The organism is Pseudomonas sp. 313 (genome assembly GCF_000316965.1).
Classification (GTDB): Bacteria; Pseudomonadota; Gammaproteobacteria; order Pseudomonadales; family Pseudomonadaceae; genus Chryseomonas; species Chryseomonas benzopyrenica.
Genome location: NZ_ANBZ01000045.1, coordinates 1 through 20,409, shown reverse-complemented (window position 1 = coordinate 20,409; position 20,409 = coordinate 1). Strand labels below are relative to the sequence as shown.

Annotated in this window: 17 protein-coding genes and 2 pseudogenes; 9 read left to right on the top strand and 10 right to left on the bottom strand. The window is 66.1% G+C overall.

Annotated features, from left to right (window positions below; genetic code table 11):
* Window positions 1-56: 56 nt before the first annotated feature.
* The 7 genes and pseudogenes from C722_RS24810 to rpe form a co-directional block, all read right to left on the bottom strand.
* The gene (locus C722_RS24810) at window positions 57-1,838 is read right to left on the bottom strand and encodes a BCCT family transporter (RefSeq protein ID WP_017640368.1); all 1,782 of its coding nucleotides are present in this window, start codon (window positions 1,836-1,838) and stop codon (window positions 57-59) included.
* 271 nt (window positions 1,839-2,109) lie between these two features.
* Complete coding sequence (gene trpC, locus C722_RS0109985; RefSeq protein WP_017640367.1) at window positions 2,110-2,937, bottom strand: indole-3-glycerol phosphate synthase TrpC; 828 nt, start codon at window positions 2,935-2,937, stop codon at window positions 2,110-2,112.
* Window positions 2,934-3,983 (bottom strand): anthranilate phosphoribosyltransferase, encoded by a 1,050-nt coding sequence (gene trpD, locus C722_RS0109980; protein WP_017640366.1) that lies wholly within the window; start codon window positions 3,981-3,983, stop codon window positions 2,934-2,936. Before trpD ends, trpC begins: the two co-directional genes overlap by 4 nt.
* Window positions 3,984-4,577, bottom strand: a complete 594-nt coding sequence (locus C722_RS0109975; RefSeq protein ID WP_017640365.1) for an aminodeoxychorismate/anthranilate synthase component II — start codon at window positions 4,575-4,577, stop codon at window positions 3,984-3,986.
* A gap of 10 nt (window positions 4,578-4,587) precedes the next feature.
* The gene (gene trpE / locus C722_RS0109970; RefSeq protein ID WP_017640364.1) at window positions 4,588-6,066 is read right to left on the bottom strand and encodes an anthranilate synthase component I; all 1,479 of its coding nucleotides are present in this window, start codon (window positions 6,064-6,066) and stop codon (window positions 4,588-4,590) included.
* 72 nt (window positions 6,067-6,138) lie between these two features.
* Window positions 6,139-6,989, bottom strand: a pseudogene (locus C722_RS0109965) (phosphoglycolate phosphatase).
* Window positions 6,986-7,663: a ribulose-phosphate 3-epimerase gene (gene rpe, locus C722_RS0109960; protein WP_026083763.1), complete on the bottom strand. Its 678-nt coding sequence runs from the start codon at window positions 7,661-7,663 to the stop codon at window positions 6,986-6,988. The pseudogene C722_RS0109965 and the gene rpe overlap by 4 nt, the downstream one beginning before the upstream one ends.
* A gap of 138 nt (window positions 7,664-7,801) precedes the next feature.
* On the opposite strand from rpe, the gene C722_RS0109955 reads away from it, so the two are divergent.
* On the top strand, window positions 7,802-8,812 hold the full coding sequence (locus tag C722_RS0109955) for a DUF3530 family protein (protein ID WP_026083762.1): 1,011 nt from the start codon (window positions 7,802-7,804) through the stop codon (window positions 8,810-8,812).
* Here the strand turns inward: C722_RS0109955 and C722_RS0109950 are convergent.
* Genes C722_RS0109950 through C722_RS0109940 form a run of 3 tightly spaced genes read right to left on the bottom strand, consistent with a single transcriptional unit; the run spans window position 8,787 to window position 11,232 of the window.
* Window positions 8,787-9,551, bottom strand: a complete 765-nt coding sequence (locus C722_RS0109950) for a DnaJ domain-containing protein (RefSeq protein WP_017640360.1) — start codon at window positions 9,549-9,551, stop codon at window positions 8,787-8,789. The genes C722_RS0109955 and C722_RS0109950 overlap by 26 nt on opposite strands.
* Window positions 9,548-10,213, bottom strand: coding sequence for an N-acetylmuramate alpha-1-phosphate uridylyltransferase MurU (gene murU, locus C722_RS0109945; RefSeq protein ID WP_017640359.1), 666 nt, complete (start codon window positions 10,211-10,213; stop codon window positions 9,548-9,550). The genes C722_RS0109950 and murU overlap by 4 nt, the downstream gene beginning before the upstream one ends.
* Complete coding sequence (locus C722_RS0109940) at window positions 10,210-11,232, bottom strand: aminoglycoside phosphotransferase family protein (protein ID WP_017640358.1); 1,023 nt, start codon at window positions 11,230-11,232, stop codon at window positions 10,210-10,212. The genes murU and C722_RS0109940 overlap by 4 nt, the downstream gene beginning before the upstream one ends.
* A gap of 119 nt (window positions 11,233-11,351) precedes the next feature.
* On the opposite strand from C722_RS0109940, the gene C722_RS0109935 reads away from it, so the two are divergent.
* The 8 genes and pseudogenes from C722_RS0109935 to C722_RS0109900 form a co-directional block, all read left to right on the top strand.
* Window positions 11,352-14,156, top strand: a complete 2,805-nt coding sequence (locus C722_RS0109935; protein ID WP_017640357.1) for an LPS-assembly protein LptD — start codon at window positions 11,352-11,354, stop codon at window positions 14,154-14,156.
* Window positions 14,137-15,432: a peptidylprolyl isomerase gene (locus C722_RS0109930; protein ID WP_017640356.1), complete on the top strand. Its 1,296-nt coding sequence runs from the start codon at window positions 14,137-14,139 to the stop codon at window positions 15,430-15,432. The genes C722_RS0109935 and C722_RS0109930 overlap by 20 nt, the downstream gene beginning before the upstream one ends.
* A 50-nt stretch (window positions 15,433-15,482) precedes the next feature.
* On the top strand, window positions 15,483-16,478 hold the full coding sequence (gene pdxA / locus C722_RS0109925) for a 4-hydroxythreonine-4-phosphate dehydrogenase PdxA (protein ID WP_017640355.1): 996 nt from the start codon (window positions 15,483-15,485) through the stop codon (window positions 16,476-16,478).
* Between the two features lie 292 nt (window positions 16,479-16,770).
* Window positions 16,771-17,562, top strand: a complete 792-nt coding sequence (gene rsmA / locus C722_RS0109920) for a 16S rRNA (adenine(1518)-N(6)/adenine(1519)-N(6))-dimethyltransferase RsmA (protein ID WP_017640354.1) — start codon at window positions 16,771-16,773, stop codon at window positions 17,560-17,562.
* Between the two features lie 34 nt (window positions 17,563-17,596).
* Complete coding sequence (gene apaG / locus C722_RS0109915) at window positions 17,597-17,983, top strand: Co2+/Mg2+ efflux protein ApaG (RefSeq protein ID WP_017640353.1); 387 nt, start codon at window positions 17,597-17,599, stop codon at window positions 17,981-17,983.
* An 8-nt stretch (window positions 17,984-17,991) separates the two neighbouring features.
* Window positions 17,992-18,813 (top strand): symmetrical bis(5'-nucleosyl)-tetraphosphatase, encoded by an 822-nt coding sequence (locus C722_RS0109910; protein WP_017640352.1) that lies wholly within the window; start codon window positions 17,992-17,994, stop codon window positions 18,811-18,813.
* The gene (gene glpE, locus C722_RS0109905) at window positions 18,810-19,139 is read left to right on the top strand and encodes a thiosulfate sulfurtransferase GlpE (RefSeq protein ID WP_017640351.1); all 330 of its coding nucleotides are present in this window, start codon (window positions 18,810-18,812) and stop codon (window positions 19,137-19,139) included. Before C722_RS0109910 ends, glpE begins: the two co-directional genes overlap by 4 nt.
* Before the next feature lie 365 nt (window positions 19,140-19,504).
* A pseudogene (locus tag C722_RS0109900) lies at window positions 19,505-20,409 on the top strand (PrkA family serine protein kinase); the annotation flags it as partial.

Here is a 20,409-nt window from a genome sequence, read left to right as displayed (position 1 = left end):
CGCCCGGTGCGCTCCTGCCAGCAGGCGGGGGCCACTGCCCCCGCCCTTCCAGCGCGTCAGATCTCGACCTTCCGCTGTACCTTCTCCACCCGCACCGTGGCTTTCTCCTCGACGGTCTTCTCGCCGTTCCCCTTGGCCTTGGGCTCACCCACGACGAAGTGGAATTCTTCGCCGTGCTTGACCGCGCCATAGAGCACCGCCTTCTCGATCAACTCGGTGCCGCGCAGATGCCGCAGCATCAGCGGATCGCAGCGCAGATCACGATAGAGCGCCAGGCACAGCAGCGCCATGACCACCACGAAAGGCAGCGAGACCACGATGGTCAGATTCTGCAGACCATTGAGGGCGGCGCCTGGATTGCCCGGGTCGCCGATGGCCAGCATGATCGCCGCCACCGCGCCGGTGAGGGCGCCCCAGAAGATCACCGTGCGTCGCGAGGGCTCGGTGGTACCGCGCTCGGACAGGGTACCCATCACCAGGGACGCGGCGTCGGCGCCGGACACGAAGAAGATCGCCACCAACACCATGACCAGTACCGAGGTCACCGAGACCCAGGGATAGCTGGCCAGCAGATCGTAGAGGGCGAAGTTGCTGTTCACCGCGCCATCGACCAGGGTGAAGGCGCCCAGGCGCATGGCGTCGATCGCCGCGCCACCGAAGATGACGAACCAGACCACGCTGACCAGACTCGGCACCAGCAATACCCCGGTGACGAACTGGCGGATGGTACGGCCGCGACTGATGCGGGCGATGAACATGCCGACGAAGGGTGTCCAGGAAATCCACCAGGCCCAGTAGAACACCGTCCAGCTCGACAGCCAGTTGCCCATGGCCTCGCCGCCGCTGGCGCTGGTGCGCGCCATCATCTCCGGCAGGAGGTCGATGTAGTCACCGATGGCGGTGGGCAACAGATTGAGCATCAGCAGGGTCGGGCCGACGACGAAGACGAACAGGGCCAGGGCCACCGCCAGCACCATGTTGGTGTTGGACAGCCACTGGATGCCCTTTTCCACGCCGGACACGGCAGAGATGACGAAGGCCACCGTCAGCACGGTGATGATGCCGATATACAGCATTTTTCCGGGTTGCTCGATCCAGCCGTTGTGTTCGAGTCCGCCAGCGATCTGCAGGGCGCCCAGGCCGAGGGAGGCGGCCGAGCCGAACAGGGTGGCGAAGATCGCCATCATGTCGATGACGCGGCCAAGGGGGCCGTTGGCGTGCTCGCCGATCAGCGGGCGAAAGGCCACCGAGATGAGCTGGCAGCGCCCGCGACGGTAGGTGCCATAGGCGATGGCCAAGCCGACCACGGCGTAGATGGCCCAGGGATGCAGCGTCCAGTGGAACAGCGTGGTAGCCATGGCCACCTGCAGGGCGGCACTGCTCTGTCCCGCGGCGCCGCCGGGCGGCGGGTTGAGATAGTGCGACAGCGGTTCGGCGACGCCAAAGAACATCAGGCCGATGCCCATGCCGGCGCTGAACATCATCGCCACCCAGGAAAGGGTGCGGAATTCCGGTTGTTCGTCGTCGCGCCCCAGGGGGATCCGCCCATAGCGACTGGCCGCCAGCCAGATGACGAAGACCACGAAGCCGGTGGAGGTGAGTACGAACAACCAACCGAAATGGGTGATCACCCAACCCTGGGCGGTCGAGGCGCTGCTGGCCAGACCGGCCTGGTTGACGAAGCCCCAGATCACGAAAGCCAAGGCGGCGATGCTGGTGACGCCGAAGACCACCCAGTCGGTGGTACCGGCGAGTCGGCGATCGCGCCGCGACTCCTCGGTCCGGGAGGGATCGGTGACGCTGATATCAAGTGTTTCGCTTTTTTCTTCCGTTGCCATGGTTCTTGCTTGCCCTGGTTATGGATGGCCTGGTGCGGCGGAGCCCCGGCGCACCTTGCGATGGCCGATCGACTCCTCGACCCACCACGGTTCAGCGGGTCGGAGGTCATTAACCGGGTTTAGGGGTCAGGAAACAAAGCCCCGCGTCGGCAGCGGGTACACGGAGGTCGTTCCCGCCGATTGGGGCGGGCGTGAGTCGACCTGGGTCACCTTGCAGATAAAAAAAGGCCTCGGTGGTCGCCACCGAGGCCTTGTTCAGGCGCCTGAACGGTTAGGCATCCATGAGCGGGAAGCGCCGGTCAGGAAAGAACAGCCGCTGCAGCTCCTGGCCCGGCTCGTCGGCACGCATGAAGGCTTCGCCCACCAGGAAGGCACGCACCTCGTTAATCTCCATCAGCTCCACGTCGGCGCGATTGAGAATGCCGCTCTCGGTGATCACCAGGCGATCCTGTGGGATGCGCGGCAATAGGTCCAGGGTCGTCTCGAGGCTGACCTCGAAGGTATGCAGGTTGCGATTGTTGACGCCTACCAGCGGGGTATCCAGCACCTTGAGCGCGCGCTCAAGCTCGGCGCCGTCATGGACCTCGACCAGCACGTCCAGGCCGACATCCTTGGCCGTGGCGGCCAGTTCGCCCATCAGGCCGTCGTCCAGCGCGGCGACGATCAAGAGGATGCAATCGGCGCCGATGGCCCGGGCTTCCACCACCTGGATGGGATCGATGAGGAAGTCCTTGCGGATCACCGGCAACTGGCAGGCGGCGCGCGCTTGCTGCAGATAGGCGTTGCCGCCCTGGAAGAAGTCCACGTCGGTGAGCACGCTCAGGCAGGTGGCTCCGCCCAGGGCGTAGCTGTGGGCGATCTCCGCCGGCACGAAGTGCTCGCGGATCACCCCCTTGCTCGGCGAAGCCTTCTTCACCTCGGCGATGATCGCCGCCTCCTTGCGCGCCACCTGGGCCTGCAGGGCGCGGGCGAAGCCGCGCGGGGCGTCGGCGGCACGGGTCTGGGCCTCGAGTTCGGCCAGGCTGGTACGCGCCTTGAGCTCGGCGATCTCCTCGGCCTTGCGGGCCAGGATCTTCTGCAACACGGTTGGCACACTCACGGGCGACCCTCCTCGCGATAGACGGATGTGAAATGGGCGAGCTCGTCCAGCTTTTCCCGGGCCAGGCCGCTGTAGAGCGCGTCGTGGGCCAAGAGTACCCCTTCGTGCAGGCTGTGGGCGAGATCCGCGGCGTAGAGCGCCGCGCCGGCGTTGAGCACGATCATGTCGGCGGCCTTTTGCCCGGCTTCGGTCTTGCGCCGGCCGAGGGCGTCGCGGATCAGCGCCAGGGAGGCCTCGGGACCGTCCACGGTCAGGCCGACCAGGGTCTGGCTCTTGATCCCCAGATCCTCCGGCAGCACCTGGTATTCGCTGATGCTGCCGTCCTTGAGTTCGGCCACCTGGGTCGCCGCGGCCAGGCTGAATTCGTCCAGGCCGTCGCGGGAATGCACCACCAGCACATGGTGACTGCCCAGGCGCTGCAGCACCTCGGCCAGGGGTCGGCAGAGGGCGGCGCTGAACACCCCGACCACCTGGTGACGGACACCGGCCGGATTGGTCAGCGGCCCGAGCATATTGAACAGGGTACGCAGCCCCAGGGAACGGCGCGGCCCGGCGGCATGGCGCATGGCGCTGTGGTGCGACTGGGCGAACATGAAGCCGACGCCTACCTGTTCGACGCAGCGGGCGATCTGCGCCGGAGTCAGCTCCAGGTAGATACCGGCGGCCTCCAGCAGATCGGCGCTGCCGCTCTTGCCGGACACCGCGCGATTGCCGTGCTTGGCGACCTTGCCGCCCGCCGCCGCTACCACGAACACCGAGGCCGAGGAGACATTGAAGATGTTGGCGCCGTCGCCGCCGGTGCCCACCACGTCGACCACGTGGTCGAGGCTCGGCAGCACCACCGGGGTCGCCAGTTCGCGCATCACGCTGACCGCGCCACAGATCTCGTCGATGGTCTCGCTCTTGATGCGCATGCCCATGAGGAAGGCACCGATCTGCGCCTCGTCGGCGCCACCGGTCATGATCTGGCGCATCACCGCCTGCATCTCGGCCACATTGAGGTCGAGTTGGCCACTGATGCGATTCAAGGCCTGCTTGATGTCCATCTAGCGGCGTCCTCCCTGCTGCTGGAGAAAGTTGGCCAAGAGGTCATGGCCATGTTCGGTGAGGATGGACTCGGGATGGAATTGCACCCCTTCGATCATGAATTCGCGGTGCCGCAGCCCCATGATCTCGTCCAGGCTGCCGTCTGGATGCTGGGTCCAGGCGGTGATCTCCAGACAGTCGGGCAGGGTCTCGCGCTTGACCACCAGCGAGTGGTAGCGGGTCACGGTGAAGGGATTGGGCAGGCCGGCGAAGACGCCTTCGCCGTTGTGGTAGACCGGGCTGGTCTTGCCGTGCATCGGCTCGCGCGCCCGCACCACCTCGCCGCCAAAGGCCTGGCCCAGGCTCTGGTGACCCAGGCAGACGCCCAGCACCGGCAGCTTGCCGGCGAAGCGCTCCAGGGTGGCCAGGGAGATGCCCGCCTCGTTGGGCGTGCAGGGACCGGGGGAGACGACGATGCGCTCCGGCGCCAGGTCTTCGAGCGCCTCGACCGGGAGCTCGTCGTTGCGCACCACCTTGACCTCGGCGCCCAGCTCGCCCAGGTACTGCACCAGGTTGTAGGTGAAGGAATCGTAGTTATCCAGCATCAGCAACATGGCAGGCTCCTCAGACGGACTGTTCGGCAAGGGTGACGGCGCGGAACATGGCGCGACGCTTGTTGAGGGTCTCTTCCCACTCCAGCGCCGGCACCGAGTCGGCGACGATTCCCGCCCCGGCCTGCACGTGCAACTCGCCGTCCTTGATCACCGCGGTGCGGATGGCGATGGCGGTGTCCATGTTGCCGTTCCAGGCCAGGTAGCCCACGGCGCCGCCGTAGATGCCGCGCTTGACCGGCTCCAGTTCGTCGATGATCTCCATGGCGCGGATCTTCGGCGCACCGGACAGGGTGCCGGCCGGCAGGATGGCGCGCAGGGCGTCCATGGCGCTCAGTTGGGGCTTGAGCCGGCCGGTGACGTTGCTGACGATGTGCATCACGTTGGAATAGCGCTCGATGACCATCTTTTCGGTCAGGGTCACGCTGCCGGTGGTGGAGACCCGGCCCACGTCGTTGCGCCCCAGGTCGATCAGCATCAGGTGCTCGGCCAGCTCCTTGGCGTCGGCCAGCAGATCACGCTCCAAAGCCAGATCGGCTTCCTCAGTGGCGCCGCGCGGACGGGTCCCGGCGATGGGCCTCACGGTGATCTCGCCGTCCTCCACCCGCACCAGTACCTCGGGCGAACTGCCCACCACGTGGAAGTCACCGAAGTTGAAGAAATACATGTAGGGCGTGGGGTTGAAGCAGCGCAGCGCTCGATAGAGATCGATGGGCGCCGCCTGGAAGGCGATGGACATGCGCTGCGAAGGCACCACCTGCATGCAGTCGCCGGCCAGGATGTAGTCCTTGATGCGCTGCACCGCGCCTTCGAAATCCTCGCGACTGAAGCTGGAACGAAAGCTCGGCTCTGGTCCGGTCGGGGCGGCGAGATCCAGGCCACGACGCGGCACGATGGGCTGGCGCAGGCGGTCGAGGATGTCGGCCAGGCGCGCCTGGGCGGCGTCGAAGGCCTCGGCTTCGTCTGGATCGGCCAGCACGATAGCGTGGATCTTGCCGGCCAGGTTGTCGAACACCACCACGGCATCGGACACCATCAGCAGGATGTCGGGCGTACCCAGCGGATCGGGATTGGGGCAGGCCGCCAGGCGGCGTTCTACGTAGCGCACGCTGTCGTAGCCGAAGTAGCCCACCAGCCCACCATTGAAGCGGGGCAGACCATCCAGGGTCGGCACGCGATAGCGCGCCTTGAAGGCTTCGACGAAGGCCAGGGGATCGTCGCAGTGCTCGATCACCTCGACCTGGCGACCAGCATCGCTGACCACCACGCGATGACCATGAACGCGCAGTACACGGCTGCACGGCAGGCCGATGATGGAGTAACGCCCCCATTTCTCGCCGCCCTGCACCGATTCCAGCAGATAGGAATTGGGGCCGTCGGCCAGCTTCAGGTAGATGGACAGGGGGGTGTCGAAGTCGGCCAGGGTTTCGAAGGCCAGGGGAATGCGGTTATAGCCTTGAGCGGCCAGGCGCAGAAAGTCGTCGCGGGTCATGATCAGCCTCGTGGCGAGGAAAACGAAAGGTCGGGTGCACAGCGCGCCGGTCAGATACCGGCCAGGACGAAATCAGGCGCGCCAGCGCCAACGGGCCAGGGCCTTGATGACTTTCATCCATGCTCGCGAGGAGCCTGTGCGGGTGACCACCACGATGCGATCTCTTGCTCTTGAGGCGGGGGTTGAAGGGCCACGTTAGCCTAGCCGGCGCGGCATGGCAACCGGCCGGCCACCTCGGCGTGCTAGATGAACAGCTCGCGCAGATCGTCGACCACCAGATCCGGCTGCTCGCTGGCGATGGGCTCGCCATGGTTGTAGCCATAGCTCAGGGCCACGCAACGCACCCCGGCGGCACGGGCGGCACGGATGTCATTGCGCGAATCACCGATGAACAGGGCCTGACCGGCCACCACGCCTGCCTGCCGCATGACCCACAGCAAGCCCGCCGGATCGGGCTTCTGCTGCGGTAGGGTATCGCCGCCGACGATCCAGTCGAAGTCGCCCAGGCCCATGTCGGCCAGCAGCGGCGCGACGAATCGCTCCGGCTTGTTGGTGATCACCGCCAGGCGCACGCCCAGGGTGCGCAGCAGCGCCAGGCTGTCCAGCACGCCGGGATAGACGCGGGTCAGGGCGTGGCTGCCGCCATAGAGCGCCATGAACAGGGCCAGCGCGCTATCGGCAGCGGCATCGTCCACGGCGTCGTGCTGCATGTCATCGGCCAGGGCGCGACGCACCAGCACCCGGGCGCCATTGCCGATCCACAGCCGCACCTTGTCCAGCCCCGCCGGCGCGCGGCCCAGGCGTTCGAGCATGGCGTCCACCGCGGCGGCCAGGTCCGGCGCCGAGTCCAGCAGGGTGCCGTCGAGGTCGAACATCACCAGGGCGGGCGGATGCCCGCCACCGAGCCGCACCAGGGCGCTCATACCGAACGGGCCTTGGCCAGCTCGGCGCGCATCGCCTGGATCACCGCACCGTAGTCAGGCTGGCCGAAGATGGCCGAGCCGGCAACAAAGGTGTCGGCCCCGGCGCGAGCGATCTCGCCGATGTTCTTGACGTTGACCCCACCATCGATCTCCAGGCGGATCGGCCGGCCGGAGGCGTCGATCAGGGCGCGGGCCTCGCGCAGCTTGTCGAGGGTGCCGGGAATGAATTTCTGGCCGCCGAAGCCGGGGTTGACGCTCATCAGCAGCACCATGTCGATCTTGTCCATGACGTACTTGAGCACGTCCAGCGAGGTAGCCGGGTTGAACACCAGGCCGGCGCGGCAACCGCCATCCTTGATCAGCTGCAGCGAGCGATCGATGTGCTCGGAGGCCTCGGGATGGAAGGTGATGTCGGTGGCGCCGGCCTCGATGAAGTCGCCGATGATGCGATCCACCGGTTTGACCATCAGGTGCACGTCGATGGGCGCGGTCACCCCGTAGTTGCGCAGCGCCTTGCAGACCATGGGACCGATAGTGAGATTGGGCACATAGTGGTTGTCCATCACGTCGAAATGGACCATGTCGGCACCGGCGGCGAGGACCTTGTCGACTTCCTCGCCCAGTCGGGCGAAATCGGCGGACAGGATCGAGGGGGCGATGGCGAAGGGTTGCATGGGATAGCCTCGGCGAAGGTTGAGGGGCGGCATTGTAACGGAGATCCGTCTGCGGCTCGGGCGTTCCCGCTGCCCCGACGGGGCGAACGGCGGTAGGCTCGCCAGGGTCAACCATCCCCTTGTTGAGGATTCCCGTCGATGTCGTCACCTGCCCTGCTGCCACTTTGCCTCCTCCTGCTCGGCCTTGCCGCCCCGGTGCTTGCCGAAGAGGCTCCCAGCCCGGCGCCGGAACCGCCTGCGGCTCCTACAGCCCCGGCGCCAGCGCTGACGCGCAGCCAGGAGCAGCAGCAGGCGCTCATGCGGCAGCTGCCCGCCGAGCAGCAGAAGACCCTGCAGGCCGGCGACGAGTCCTTTCTCGCCCTGCTGTTGCCCGCTACCCGCGCCAAGGCCGCCGGCACGGTGGTGCTGGTGCCGGGCGACGGCGAATCGGCCGACTGGCCCAACGTGATAGCCCCCGTGCGCCAGGAACTACCCACCTACGGCTGGCAGACCATAAGCCTCAGCCTGCCCGATCCCTATGACCCCGTGGTGGCGATCGAGCGGGATACCGCACCGGCGGATACCGATGCCCAGGCCAACAGCGAGCAGGCGGCACCGCCGGTCACCGGCGGCAGCGGCACGGCGCCCGCCGCCCCGACCCAGGCCGAAGCCGGCAGCGGCGAACCAGCCCAGGCGGCGGTCGCGCCGGTCGATCCCGAAGCCGCGGCCAATGCCCAGGCCACCCGGGTGCTGGCGCGCATCGCCGCTGGCATCGACCTGGCGCTGCAACAGGGCGCCAATCCCATCGTGCTGGTCGGCCACGGCACCGGCGCCTACTGGGCGGCGCGCTATCTCGCCGAAAAGGAGCCAGCCGAGATCAAGCAACTGGTGCTCATCGATGGTCGCGAGCCCGAGGGGCTGCCGCCGCGGCTGGACGCCACTATGGGCAAGACCGACCTGCAGATCGCCGATTTGGTGCACGCACCCGGACCGGCCGCCCAGCGGCGCAAGACGCGCGCAGCGCAAAAGGCTAACAAGGGCTATCGGCAGATCGAATTGCCGGTCATCCCGGGCGACCGGGCCGCGGAGCAGGAACAGACCGTCCGCCGCCTGCGCGCCTGGCTGGATCGACTACCGCCAGCCGCTAGCGAAAGCCCCGCCGCTTCTTGATCACCTGGTAGGCAGCGTGCAACTCGGCGGTACGCTGGGCAGCGGCATAGACCGCCGACTGGCCCGCTCCGGCACCGGCCTTCTTGTCGGGATGGTGACGCGAGAGCAATCGGCGATAGGCCTGCTTGACCGTGGCCGCGTCGGCATCGTCGGTGACGCCGAGCAATTGCAGGGCCTTGCGGTATTTCTCTTCGTTGCTGGGCTGCCGCGGCGCCGCCTGTACGGGCGGCTGCAGGGCCAGCACCTGGGCTTCGGCCAGCCCCATTGCCTGCCCCCAGCCCAGGATTTCATCGCGATCACCGGGGCGTACGCTGCCGCTGATCCAGACCATGCGCCAGCAGGCGCGCAGAATCAGCTCACTGCGCTCGCTGAGTCGTTGCAGGTCTGCCGCTGACGGCAGGGTGCCACCCTTGCCCTGCTCGAAGGCGGCGATGGCTTTCTTGCGGTCGTCCGCCCCCAGCCCCAGCCGTTCGATCTCGCCTTCGGCCTGGCGGATATGGGCGGTGAGTACCCGGCCACCACGCTTGGCCAGCCGACCGAGCATCTGGAATTGCGCCTGGTGCTCGAAGCGGCCAGGGCGTCCCTGCCAGCGTGCCTTCCAGCCCGCCAGGGAGGTCAGCCCCAGCTGGCGCTCGCCGGCATGGGCGAGCAACGCCACCAGCAGGGCGCCGGGAATACTGGCCACCGCCCAACCGGCCAGGAAACCCAGCAGCGTCAGCGGCCAGAACCAGAGCTTCAAGAATCCATCCCGAACAGTTGCTCCGCCTCGGCCAAGCGTTCCAGGGTGCCTACGTCCACCCAGCGTCCCGCCAACCGCTGGCCCGAGACCTGCCCGGCGACAATGGCCGGTCGCAGCACATCGACCAGCTTGAAGGCTCCTGCCGTGCATTCGGAGAAGAGCTGCGGGTGCAGCACGGCGATGCCGCTGTAGGTGAGCTTTTCCGAGGCCTCCAGGGTGATCTGCCCATCCACCAGGCCGAAATCGCCGCTGGGGTGATGAACGGGATTGTCGACCAGCACCAGGTGCGCCAGGCAGCCGGCGGGCAGTGCCAGGGCCGCGAAATCGACATCGGTGCGGATGTCGCCATTGATCAGCATGAAGGGTTCACTACCCAGCAGTGGCAGCGCCCGAAAGATACCGCCCCCGGTCTCCAGCGGCTCACCTTCGGCGGAAAAGCGAATGGAGACACCCAAGCGACTGCCGTCGCCCAGGACGGCTTCCAACTGGTCGCCCAGCCAGGCGTGGTTGATCACCAAGTCGGTGATACCGGCGGCGGCCAGCGCCTGGATATGGTGCTCGATGAGCGGGCGACCGTTCACTTCGATCAGCGGCTTGGGGCGCGTCAGTGTCAACGGTCGCATCCGCTCGCCCTTGCCCGCCGCCAGGATCATGGCCTTCACGGATGGGCTCGCTCGGCGTGCAACTCGTCCAGCAAGGCGCCCAGGTCCGCCAACTCGGGTCGCCGTGCGACCACGGTCCGGATGTAGGCGAGAAAGCGCGGGCTATCGGCGACGTAGCGCGGCTTGCCATCGCGATGCCAGATGCGGGCGAAGATGCCCAGCACCTTGAGATGACGCTGCACGCCCATCAGGTCCGAGGCCCGCTGGAAGTCGGCAAACTCGGCCTGCACCGGTATGCCGGCGGCGCGCGCCTGTTCCCAGTAGCCCAGCAGCCAGCGCTGTACCAGCGGCTCCGGCCAGCTGAGGAAGGCATCCTTGAACAGGCTGGTGATGTCATAGGTGACCGGCCCGATGACCGCGTCCTGGAAGTCCAGCACGCCAGGGTTGGGCGTGCTGAGCATCAGGTTGCGTGGCATGAAGTCCCGGTGGACCAGCACCTGGGGCTGCGCCAGGGCACTGTCGATCAGCAGCCGGCAGACGGCCTGCCAGCGTTCGAGCTGGCTGGCACTGAAGGCCGTGTCCAGTTCACGCCCGACATACCACTCCGGAAACAGCCCCAGTTCGCGGGCGAGCAGAGCCTCATCGTAGAGCGGTAGGCTGCCGTTCGTCGGCTGCTTGCCCTGGAAAGCCAGCAGGGCATCGATGGCCGCCTGGAAATAATCGTCGGCATTGGCCGCGTTGATCACCTCCAGGTAGGTCAGGGTGCCGAGGTCGCTCAGCAACAGGAATCCCCGCTCCAGATCCTGGGCCAGGATGCGTGGCACATGGACCCCGGCTTCCGCCAGCAGCCCGGCCACCCGGACGAACGGACGGCAGTCCTCCTGCGGCGGCGGCGCATCCATCACGATCAGGCTGCGGCCCTCGCCCGCCCAGCGGAAATAACGGCGAAAGCTGGCATCGCTGCTGGCCGCGGTCAGGCTGCCCGTGGGCACCTCGCCCCAGGCCTGCTCCCGGAAAATTTCCGGTAGAACGGTGGTCAGCCAGTCTTCTATCTGGTTTAAGCGAACATCTTCAGTCATTTGCAGCGGATCCCTCGGCCCTAGCCGATGCGCAGGTCATGTTTTATTATCCGCTATCTTTTTGAGCCCATCGAGAGGCCGCGGCCCCTTAATGGCCGGCGTGCAGGACGACTTTAAGGATGGCCGTGAAAACCCCCGCGTTTCGCAGAAAATTTCCCCTCTTGGTAACCGGCAGCCTGCTCGCCATGCAGCCCGTCACCGCCCTTGTCGCCGCCCCCGCCGAGCAGTTCAGCTGTAGCGCCGGAGCCGGCGGTGGCTGGTCGTGCAACACCCAGGCACCCGCCGCCGCCATCCCGCCCCGGCCCAGCAAGGGCGAAACCCAGGGCATCGCCGCCGAGCCGGCCGCGCGCCAGGGCGACGCCGCCGTGCTGGTCACCGAGAGCAAGGGTCGTGCCCTCAAGTCCCGCAGCGCCGACTACAGCCACCTGGACTGGGTCCCGCGCGAGCAACTGACCCCGGCCCAGTTGGCCGAGACCGGTCCCTACTGCAGCGGCGCCTATGTCGAGCCGCAGCGCCCGGGCATGTACGACGACACCCCGACCGCCAAGGCCCCGACCTACGTTTCCGCCAAGGCCTCGCGCTACGAGCAGGAGCAGCAGGTCGCCACCCTGGCCGGTGACGTGGTGCTGCGCCAGGGCGGCATGCAGGTGGAATCCCAGGAAGCCAACCTGCACCAGCTGGAAAATCGCGGCGAGCTCAAGGGCAACGTCAAATTCCGCGACAACGGCCTGTTGATGGTCGGCGACAAGGCCGATCTGCAGCTGGACAACGGCCAGGTCCAGGTCGACAACGCCGAATTCGTTATGCACCAGAGCCGTGCCCGCGGCAGCGCGCTCTATGCCAAACGCGGCGACGACGCCATCATCCGCCTCAAGGATGGCACCTACACCACCTGCGAACCGGGCAGCAACGCCTGGCAGGTCAAGGGCAACACCGTCACCCTGAACCCAGCCACCGGCCTGGGTTACGCGACCAACGCCACGCTGCGGGTCAAGGACATTCCGGTCCTCTATACGCCCTTCATCTACTTCCCGATCGACGACCGTCGCCAGTCCGGTTTCCTGGCGCCTTCGATCAGCACCTCCAGCGACACCGGCTTCGCGATCACCACGCCCTACTACTTCAACTTGGCGCCCAACTACGACGCCACCCTCTATCCGCGCTACATGGCCAAGCACGGCCTGCAGACCGAGGGCGACTTCCGCTACCTGACCCGCAGCAGCGAAGGCGAGGTCTACGGCTCCTACCTCAAGGACACCGATCCGGAGCACGAAGGCGAACCGGAAGCCACCGACAGCCGCTGGCTGTACGGCTGGAAGAACCGCAGCGGCCTGGATTCGCGCCTGATGGCCGAGGTGGACTACACCCGCATCAGCGATCCCTATTACTTCCAGGACCTGGACACCGACCTCGGCATCAACAAGCCGACCTACGTCAACCAGCAGGGTCGCCTGACCTACCGTGGCGACACCTTCGTCGCCGGCCTCAACGCCCAGGCCTACCAGCTGGCTACCGTCTCCGACGTGACGCCCTACAACCGCCTGCCGCAGCTGACCCTGAGCGGTGCCCTGCCCTACAACCCGGGCGGTCTGGACTTCACCTACGACACCGAGGCGGTGCGCTTCACCCGCAGCTTCGACGACAACACCTACTTCGACCTGGACGACAACGGCAATCGCACCAACGTGCGCAACCGTCCCGACGTCAACCTCTTCGGCCTGACCCGCGCCGAAGGCAATCGCTACCACGTCGAGCCGGGCATCGCCCGCCCGATGACCGCGTCCTGGGGCTTCCTGACGCCGTCACTGCGCTATGCCTATACCCGCTACGACCTGGACCTGGACAGCACCGGCCAGAACGACCTGAACTCGCCGCTGGTCGGCGGTAGTCGTCGCGCCTCGGCGGGTTCCAGCGTGACCAGCTTCAACGACAGCCCGACCCGCTCGGTGCCGATCTTCAGCCTCGACAGCGGCCTCTATTTTGACCGCACCTCGAATCTGTTCGGCGAAGGTGGCAAGCAGACCTTCGAACCCCGCGCCAAGTACCTCTACGTACCCAATCGCGACCAGGACGATCTGCCGGTGTTCGATACCGGCGAATACACCTTCAGCTACAGCTCGCTGTGGCGCGACAACCGCTTCACCGGTCGCGACCGCATCGGCGATGCCAACCAGCTGGCCCTGGGTGCCACCAGCCGCTTCATCGAGCCCAATGGCTTCGAGCGCGCCAACGTGAGCTTCGGTCAGCTGTTCTACTTCCGTGATCGTGAAGTGCAGCTGCCCGGCCTGACCAAGGACGACCTGGCCTACGCCCGCAGCCTGGGGCAGAACATCGACAATCCCCAGGCCACCACCTCGCGCTCGCCCTATGCCCTGGCCGGCATGTATCGCTTCAACCGCGACTGGCGCGTGAACGGCGAATTCAACTGGGATCCGACCCTGCACCAGACCGACTCCGGCAGCGTCATGTTCCACTATCAGCCGGAAGCCGAGCCGGGCAAGATCCTCAACGTCGGCTACCGCTATCGTGACAACGTCCGGGTGTTCGATCCAAACTTCGGCCGCTTCACCTACAACAGCGACGACTACAAGGTCGACCAGCACGACATCTCCTTCATCTGGCCGATCGTGCCCCAGTGGTCCGCCATCGCCCGCTGGCAGTTCGACTACAACAAGAGCCGTACCCTGGAAGCCTTCGGTGGCTTCGAGTACGACAACTGCTGCTGGAAGCTGCGCCTGATCAGCCGCTACTGGCTCAAGAGCGAAGACGACGTCTTCTACACCGCCCAGAGCTCCGAAGCCGATCGCGGGATCTTCCTGCAGATCGTGCTCAAGGGACTCGGCAACGTCTTCGGCGGCAAGACCGAAGGCTTCCTGGACAGAGGCATTCAAGGCTATCGTGAACGTGAAGACCAAGCTATGTAACGCCCTGCGCCCGCTCGCCCTGGGCGCGGCGCTCGCTCTCTCCCCTCTGGCTCAGGCTGCCGTGGTTCCGCTGGACAAGGTCGTGGCCATCGTCGACAACGACGTGGTCATGCAGAGCCAGCTCGATCAACGTCTCAATGAGGTCAAGCAGAACATCACCCGCCGGGGCGCCTCGGCGCCGCCGGAAAGCGAACTGCGTCAGCAGGTGCTCGAACGGCTGATCCTGGAAGACATCCAGATGCAGCTGGCTGGCCGCATGGGCGTGAAGATCTCCGACGAGGAGCTCAACCAGGCCGTCGCCACCATCGCCCAGCGCAATGGCCTGAGCGTGGCCGAATTCCGCCAGGCCCTGGCCCGCGACGGCCTCTCCTACGATGCCGCTCGGGAGCAGGTCCGGCGCGAGATGATGATCAGCCGGGTGCGCCAGCGTCAGGTCGGCCAACGCGTGCAGGTCACCCAGCAGGAGGTGCAGAATTTCCTCGCCTCGGACCTGGGCAAGCTGCAGCTGTCCGAAGAGTATCGGCTGGCCAACATCCTGATCCCGGTGGCGGACAATGCCGGCACCGCCGGTCTCGACGCCGCCGCACGCCAGGCCCAGGACACCTACAACCAGCTGCGTCAGGGCGCCGACTTCAACCAGTTGGCCATCGCCCGCTCGGCCGGCGACAACGCCCTCGACGGTGGCGAGATCGGCTGGCGCAAGGCCGCCCAGCTGCCCCCGCCCTTCGACCGCCTGATCGGCAGCGTCGGCGTCGGCGGCATCACCCAGCCCGTGCGCGTGCCCGGCGGCTTCGTGATCCTCAAGGTGGAAGAGAAGCGTGGTGGCGAGGCCAGCATCGTCGACGAGGTGCATGTCCGGCACATCCTGCTCAAGCCCAATGCCGTACGCAGCGACGCCGAGACCCAGCGGCTGGCCGCGCGCCTGCGCGAGCGCATCCAGAATGGCGAGAGCTTCGCCACCCTGGCCAAGAGCTTCTCGGAAGATCCGGGCTCAGCGCTCAATGGCGGCGACCTGGGCTGGATCAATCCGGAATCCCTGGTGCCGGAATTCCGCGAAGTGATGAACAGCTCGCCGGTCAACCAGCTGTCGCAGCCGTTCCATACGCCGTTCGGCTGGCACATCCTGGAAGTCCTGGGGCGTCGGGCCACCGACAACACCCAGCAGGCGCGCGAGCAGCAGGCCTTGAATCTCCTGCGCAATCGCAAGTACGACCAGGAGCTGCAGACCTGGTTGCGCCAGATCCGCGACGAAGCCTACGTCGAGATCAAGCAGTAACCCCAAGGCCGCAGGCATCCCCTGCGGCCTTCTTGTTTCCGGAGCCCGCCATGGCCCTGCGCTTCGCCCTCACCCCCGGTGAACCCGCCGGCATCGGTCCCGACCTCTGCCTGCTGCTGGCGCGCGCCGCCCAGCCCCACGCCCTGATCGCCATCGCCAGCCGCGACCTGCTGGCCGCCCGCGCGGTGGAACTGGGGCTCGCCATCGACCTCATCGCGGTAGACCCCACGGCCTGGCCCGACCGCCCGGCGCCGGCTGGTGCCCTCTATGTCTGGGACACTCCGCTGGGCGCGCCGGTGGTGACCGGGCAGCTGGATACCGCCAATGCCGCCTACGTCCTGGAGACCCTGACCCGCGCCGGCCAGGGCTGTCTCGACGGCATCTTCGCCGGGATGATCACCGCGCCGGTGCACAAGGGCGTGATCAATGACGGCGGCGTGGCCTTTTCCGGCCACACCGAATTCCTCGCCGAGCTGACCGACACCCCCCAGGTGGTGATGCTGCTGGCGACCGCCGGCCTGAGGGTGGCCCTGGTCACCACCCACCTGCCGCTGCGCGAGGTGGCAGATGCCATCGATCGCCAGACGCTGCTGGACGTGACCCGCATCCTGCATGGCGATCTGCAGCGCTATTTCGGCGTCGCCCGGCCACGGATCCTGGTCTGTGGCCTCAATCCCCATGCCGGCGAGGGCGGTCATCTGGGCCGCGAAGAGCTCGAGATCATCGAGCCGGCGCTAGACAGCCTGCGCGCCGAAGGCCTCGACCTGGTCGGGCCGCTGCCCGCCGACACCCTCTTCACCCCCAAGCACCTCCAGCACTGCGACGCGGTCCTGGCCATGTACCACGACCAGGGCCTGCCGGTGCTCAAGCACAAGGGCTTCGGCGCCGCGGTCAACGTGACTCTGGGTCTGCCGATCATCCGTACCTCGGTCGACCACGGCACCGCCCTCGACCTGGCCGGCAGCGGTCACATCGACACCGGCAGTCTGAAGGTGGCTCTCGACACCGCCTACAGCATGGCGGCCCATCGCCGCTCGGTGACTTAAGAGGCTATTCATAACCTCGCGAGCTAGAGACATACAAGGCCTGGGCGGCCCCGCAAAAAGCCCTGAGGAAGCGGATCGGGCTCGCGGGCGAGTTTACGAATGGTAAATGAGCATTTCCGACGGGGCCGCCTAGGTGGCGCTGGCCTTCCAGGGTCTTTTCAACGCAGTTTGGCCGACGCGTAGCAGGTTATGAACAGCCTCTGAGCGCTCCGGTGACGGTCAAGGGTCTGCTAAACTGGCGGGTCTTTGCCGTCTTGAAATCGCAGGCCCGCTGCCTGCGCCGGAGCACCTGATGACCGAGCTCTACCAACACCGCGCCCGCAAGAGGTTCGGCCAGAACTTCCTGCACGACGCCGGGGTGATCCATCGCATCCTTCGCGCCATCCACGGGCGACCCGGCGAGCGACTGCTGGAGATCGGCCCGGGCCAGGGTGCCCTCACCGAAGGGCTGCTCGGCAGCGGCGCCCGGCTCGATGTCATCGAGCTGGACCAGGACCTGATTCCCCTGCTCAGACTCAAGTTCGGCCTCAATCCGCTGTTCACCCTGCACCAGGGTGACGCCATGAAGTACGACCTCTCCAGCATCGCCGCGGGTGATCGTCTGCGGGTGGTGGGCAATCTGCCCTACAACATCTCCACGCCGCTGATCTTCCACCTGCTCAGCTTCGCCGACATCATCGCCGACATGCACTTCATGCTGCAGAAGGAAGTGGTGGAACGTCTGGCCGCGGTGCCCGGCAATGGCGACTGGGGCCGGCTGTCGATCATGGTGCAGTATCACTGCCGCGTGGAGCACCTGTTCAACGTCGGTCCGGGCGCCTTCAATCCGCCACCCAAGGTGGATTCGGCCATCGTCCGCCTGGTGCCCCATACCGAGCGCCCCCACGTGGCCCGTGACCCGGTCCTGCTCGAACGCGTCGTCCGCGAGGCCTTCGGCCAGCGCCGCAAGACCCTCAGGAACACCCTCAAGGGCACCCTGGACAGCGCCGCCATCGAAGCCGCCGACGTCGATCCCGGGCTACGTCCCGAGCAGCTGGACCTGGCCGCCTATGTGCGCCTGGCCAACCAGTTGGCGTCCAGCTGAAGCCTTTCCACCCGTATCCGCAGAGAATCCTTTCGTGACCGAGCCCGATCCGCGCTACCTCATCACCGTGCAGGTCACCACCCGCTACCTGCCCGAACAATCCAGCGCCAGCCAGGAGCGCTACGCCTTCGCCTACGACGTACGTATCCGCAACGATGGCAGCCTGCCGGCGCAACTGCTCAGCCGGCACTGGATCATCACCGACGGCAACGGCGAGGTGCAGGAAGTGCGCGGACCGGGCGTGGTGGGTGAGCAGCCGCTGATCGCGCCGGGTGAGACCCACAGCTACTCCAGCGGCACCCTGATGCCCACCCAGGTGGGCAGCATGAGGGGCAGTTACCAGATGGTCGCCAGCGATGGCCACCTCTTCGACGCTGCCATCCCTACCTTCCGCCTGGCCGTACCGGGCTCGCTACACTAGGACTGCCGATGACGCTGTACGCCGTTGGTGACCTGCAAGGTTGCCTCGACCCGCTCAAATGCCTCCTCGACGAGGTCCGCTTCGATCCCGCGCAGGACCGCCTCTGGCTGGTAGGTGATCTGGTCAACCGCGGACCTCAGTCGTTGGAAACCCTGAGATACCTGTACGCGATACGCGATTCGGTGGTCAGCGTCTTGGGCAACCACGACCTGCACCTGCTGGCGGTGGCCCTTGGCGGCGCCAGGCTGAAAAAGCAGGACACCCTGAGCGACATCCTCGCCGCTCCCGATCGCGACGAACTGCTGAGCTGGCTGCGCCACCTGCCGCTGATCCAGCACGATGCCGAACGCAACTGCGTGCTGGTCCACGCCGGCCTGCCACCGCAATGGACGCTGACCCAGGCCAAGAGCCTGGCCGGCGAAGTGGAGGCCGTGCTGCGCGATGATGAGGCCCATGTGCCCTTTCTCGAGCAGATGTATGGCAATGAGCCGGCGCTCTGGCAAGATGATCTCCAGGGCCAGGAGCGCCTGCGCCTGATCACCAACTACCTGACGCGCATGAGATTCTGCAGTCCGGAAGGTCGGCTGGAATTCAAGAGCAAGGAAGGCCTGGACAGTGCGCCGGCCGGCTTCGCCCCCTGGTTCAGCCACGAGCATCGGCTGACCCGCGACGTGCGCATCCTGTTCGGCCACTGGGCCGCGCTCAAGGGTCGCTGCGCAGCGCCCAATGTCGAGGCCCTCGACAGCGGCTGCGTCTGGGGCGGCGACATGACCCTGCTCGACGTCGACGGCAACCGCCGTCATCTCTGCAGTTGCAAGGAGAAGAAATGAGCGAATTCACCTGTATCTCCCCCGAACGGGCCCTGGAACTGCGCAGTGAGGGCGCCCGGATCGTCGACATCCGCGATCCGCACAGCTACGCCACCCTGCACGTCGCCGGCGCCCAGCGGATCGACAACCAGAACATCCATGACTTCATCGCCGCCGCCGATCTCGACGCGCCGCTGCTGGTGTTCTGCTACCACGGCCATTCCAGCCAAAGCGCGGCGGCCTTCCTGGCCGGCCAGGGCTTCAGCCAGGTCTACAGCGTCGACGGCGGCTTCGAAAACTGGCGCACCCTCTATCCCGAGCAGACCGAAAGCGGCGCGGGCGTTTAACACAGCGGCTTGACGCTGTGGTTACAAGAATAAACCGAATTGGCTCTTCCACATCTCGCAGATAGGACTATTCTGGAATCAGGCCCTCCGGAAACGGCGGGCTCGATAACCGGCTTTGGACCATCGGTGTAACCACTGGAGATTCGGGGGAATTCCAGGGGGACCGTTTCCATCGGTCTCCTTCGTGCGTCTCTCGAAACCCAACCCTTCTCTGCAAGCGTGTAAGGATCGATTAGGCAAGACGACCGCGAAGGTATTAGAGACGTTATCTTTCGTCGCCCGGCATGACCGCTCCCCATCGGCAGCAAGGCAAGGCTCCAGGCATCGATTCCAAGCTGGTCCAGGGTATCCAGCGAGGAGACGTCATGAGCATTTTCAGTCACTTCCAGGGGCGTTTTGAAGCGACTCGCCAGGAAGAGTATTCCCTTCAGGAATACCTTGAGATCTGCAAGAAGGATCGTACCGCCTTTGCCAGTGCCGCCGAGCGCATGCTCATGGCCATCGGCGAACCCGAACTGGTGGACACCACCAGCGACTCACGCCTGTCCCGCATCTTTTCCAACAAGGTCATCCGCCGCTATCCGGCCTTTGCCGACTTCCACGGCATGGAAGACTGCATCGAGCAGATCGTGTCCTACTTCCGCCATGCGGCGCAGGGCCTGGAAGAGAAGAAGCAGATCCTCTATCTGCTCGGCCCGGTAGGTGGCGGCAAATCCTCCCTCGCGGAGAAACTCAAGCACCTGATCGAGAAGGTCCCTTTCTACGCCATCAAGGGCTCGCCGGTGTTCGAATCGCCGCTGGGGCTGTTCAATCCCGACGAAGATGGTCAGATTCTCGAAGAGGACTACGGCATCCCTCGCCATTACCTACGCAGCATCATGTCGCCCTGGGCGGCCAAGCGCCTGCAGGAATTCGGTGGCGACATCAGCAAGTTCAAGGTGGTCAAGCTCTACCCGTCCATCCTCAACCAGATCGCCATCGCCAAGACCGAACCGGGCGACGAGAACAACCAGGACATCTCCGCCCTGGTGGGCAAGGTGGACATCCGCAAGCTGGAGGAATACCCGCAGAACGATGCGGACGCCTACAGCTATTCCGGCGCCCTGTGCCGCGCCAACCAGGGCCTGATGGAATTCGTGGAGATGTTCAAGGCCCCGATCAAGGTCCTGCACCCCTTGCTGACCGCGACCCAGGAAGGCAACTACAACAGCACCGAAGGCCTCGGCGCCCTGCCCTACAGCGGCATCATCCTGGCCCACTCCAACGAATC

What these genes read in the sequence shown, in the direction of transcription:
- C722_RS24810 (WP_017640368.1), bottom strand. Translation starts at nt 1,838, where the DNA reads ATGGCAACGGAAGAAAAAAGCGAAACACTTGATATCAGCGTCACCGAT.
- trpD (WP_017640366.1), bottom strand. Translation starts at nt 3,983, where the DNA reads ATGGACATCAAGCAGGCCTTGAATCGCATCAGTGGCCAACTCGACCTC.
- C722_RS0109975 (WP_017640365.1), bottom strand. Translation starts at nt 4,577, where the DNA reads ATGTTGCTGATGCTGGATAACTACGATTCCTTCACCTACAACCTGGTG.
- trpE (WP_017640364.1), bottom strand. Translation starts at nt 6,066, where the DNA reads ATGACCCGCGACGACTTTCTGCGCCTGGCCGCTCAAGGCTATAACCGC.
- rpe (WP_026083763.1), bottom strand. Translation starts at nt 7,663, where the DNA reads ATGCAACCCTTCGCCATCGCCCCCTCGATCCTGTCCGCCGATTTCGCC.
- C722_RS0109955 (WP_026083762.1), top strand. Translation starts at nt 7,802, where the DNA reads ATGTCGTCACCTGCCCTGCTGCCACTTTGCCTCCTCCTGCTCGGCCTT.
- C722_RS0109940 (WP_017640358.1), bottom strand. Translation starts at nt 11,232, where the DNA reads ATGACTGAAGATGTTCGCTTAAACCAGATAGAAGACTGGCTGACCACC.
- C722_RS0109935 (WP_017640357.1), top strand. Translation starts at nt 11,352, where the DNA reads ATGGCCGTGAAAACCCCCGCGTTTCGCAGAAAATTTCCCCTCTTGGTA.
- pdxA (WP_017640355.1), top strand. Translation starts at nt 15,483, where the DNA reads ATGGCCCTGCGCTTCGCCCTCACCCCCGGTGAACCCGCCGGCATCGGT.
- rsmA (WP_017640354.1), top strand. Translation starts at nt 16,771, where the DNA reads ATGACCGAGCTCTACCAACACCGCGCCCGCAAGAGGTTCGGCCAGAAC.
- C722_RS0109910 (WP_017640352.1), top strand. Translation starts at nt 17,992, where the DNA reads ATGACGCTGTACGCCGTTGGTGACCTGCAAGGTTGCCTCGACCCGCTC.
- glpE (WP_017640351.1), top strand. Translation starts at nt 18,810, where the DNA reads ATGAGCGAATTCACCTGTATCTCCCCCGAACGGGCCCTGGAACTGCGC.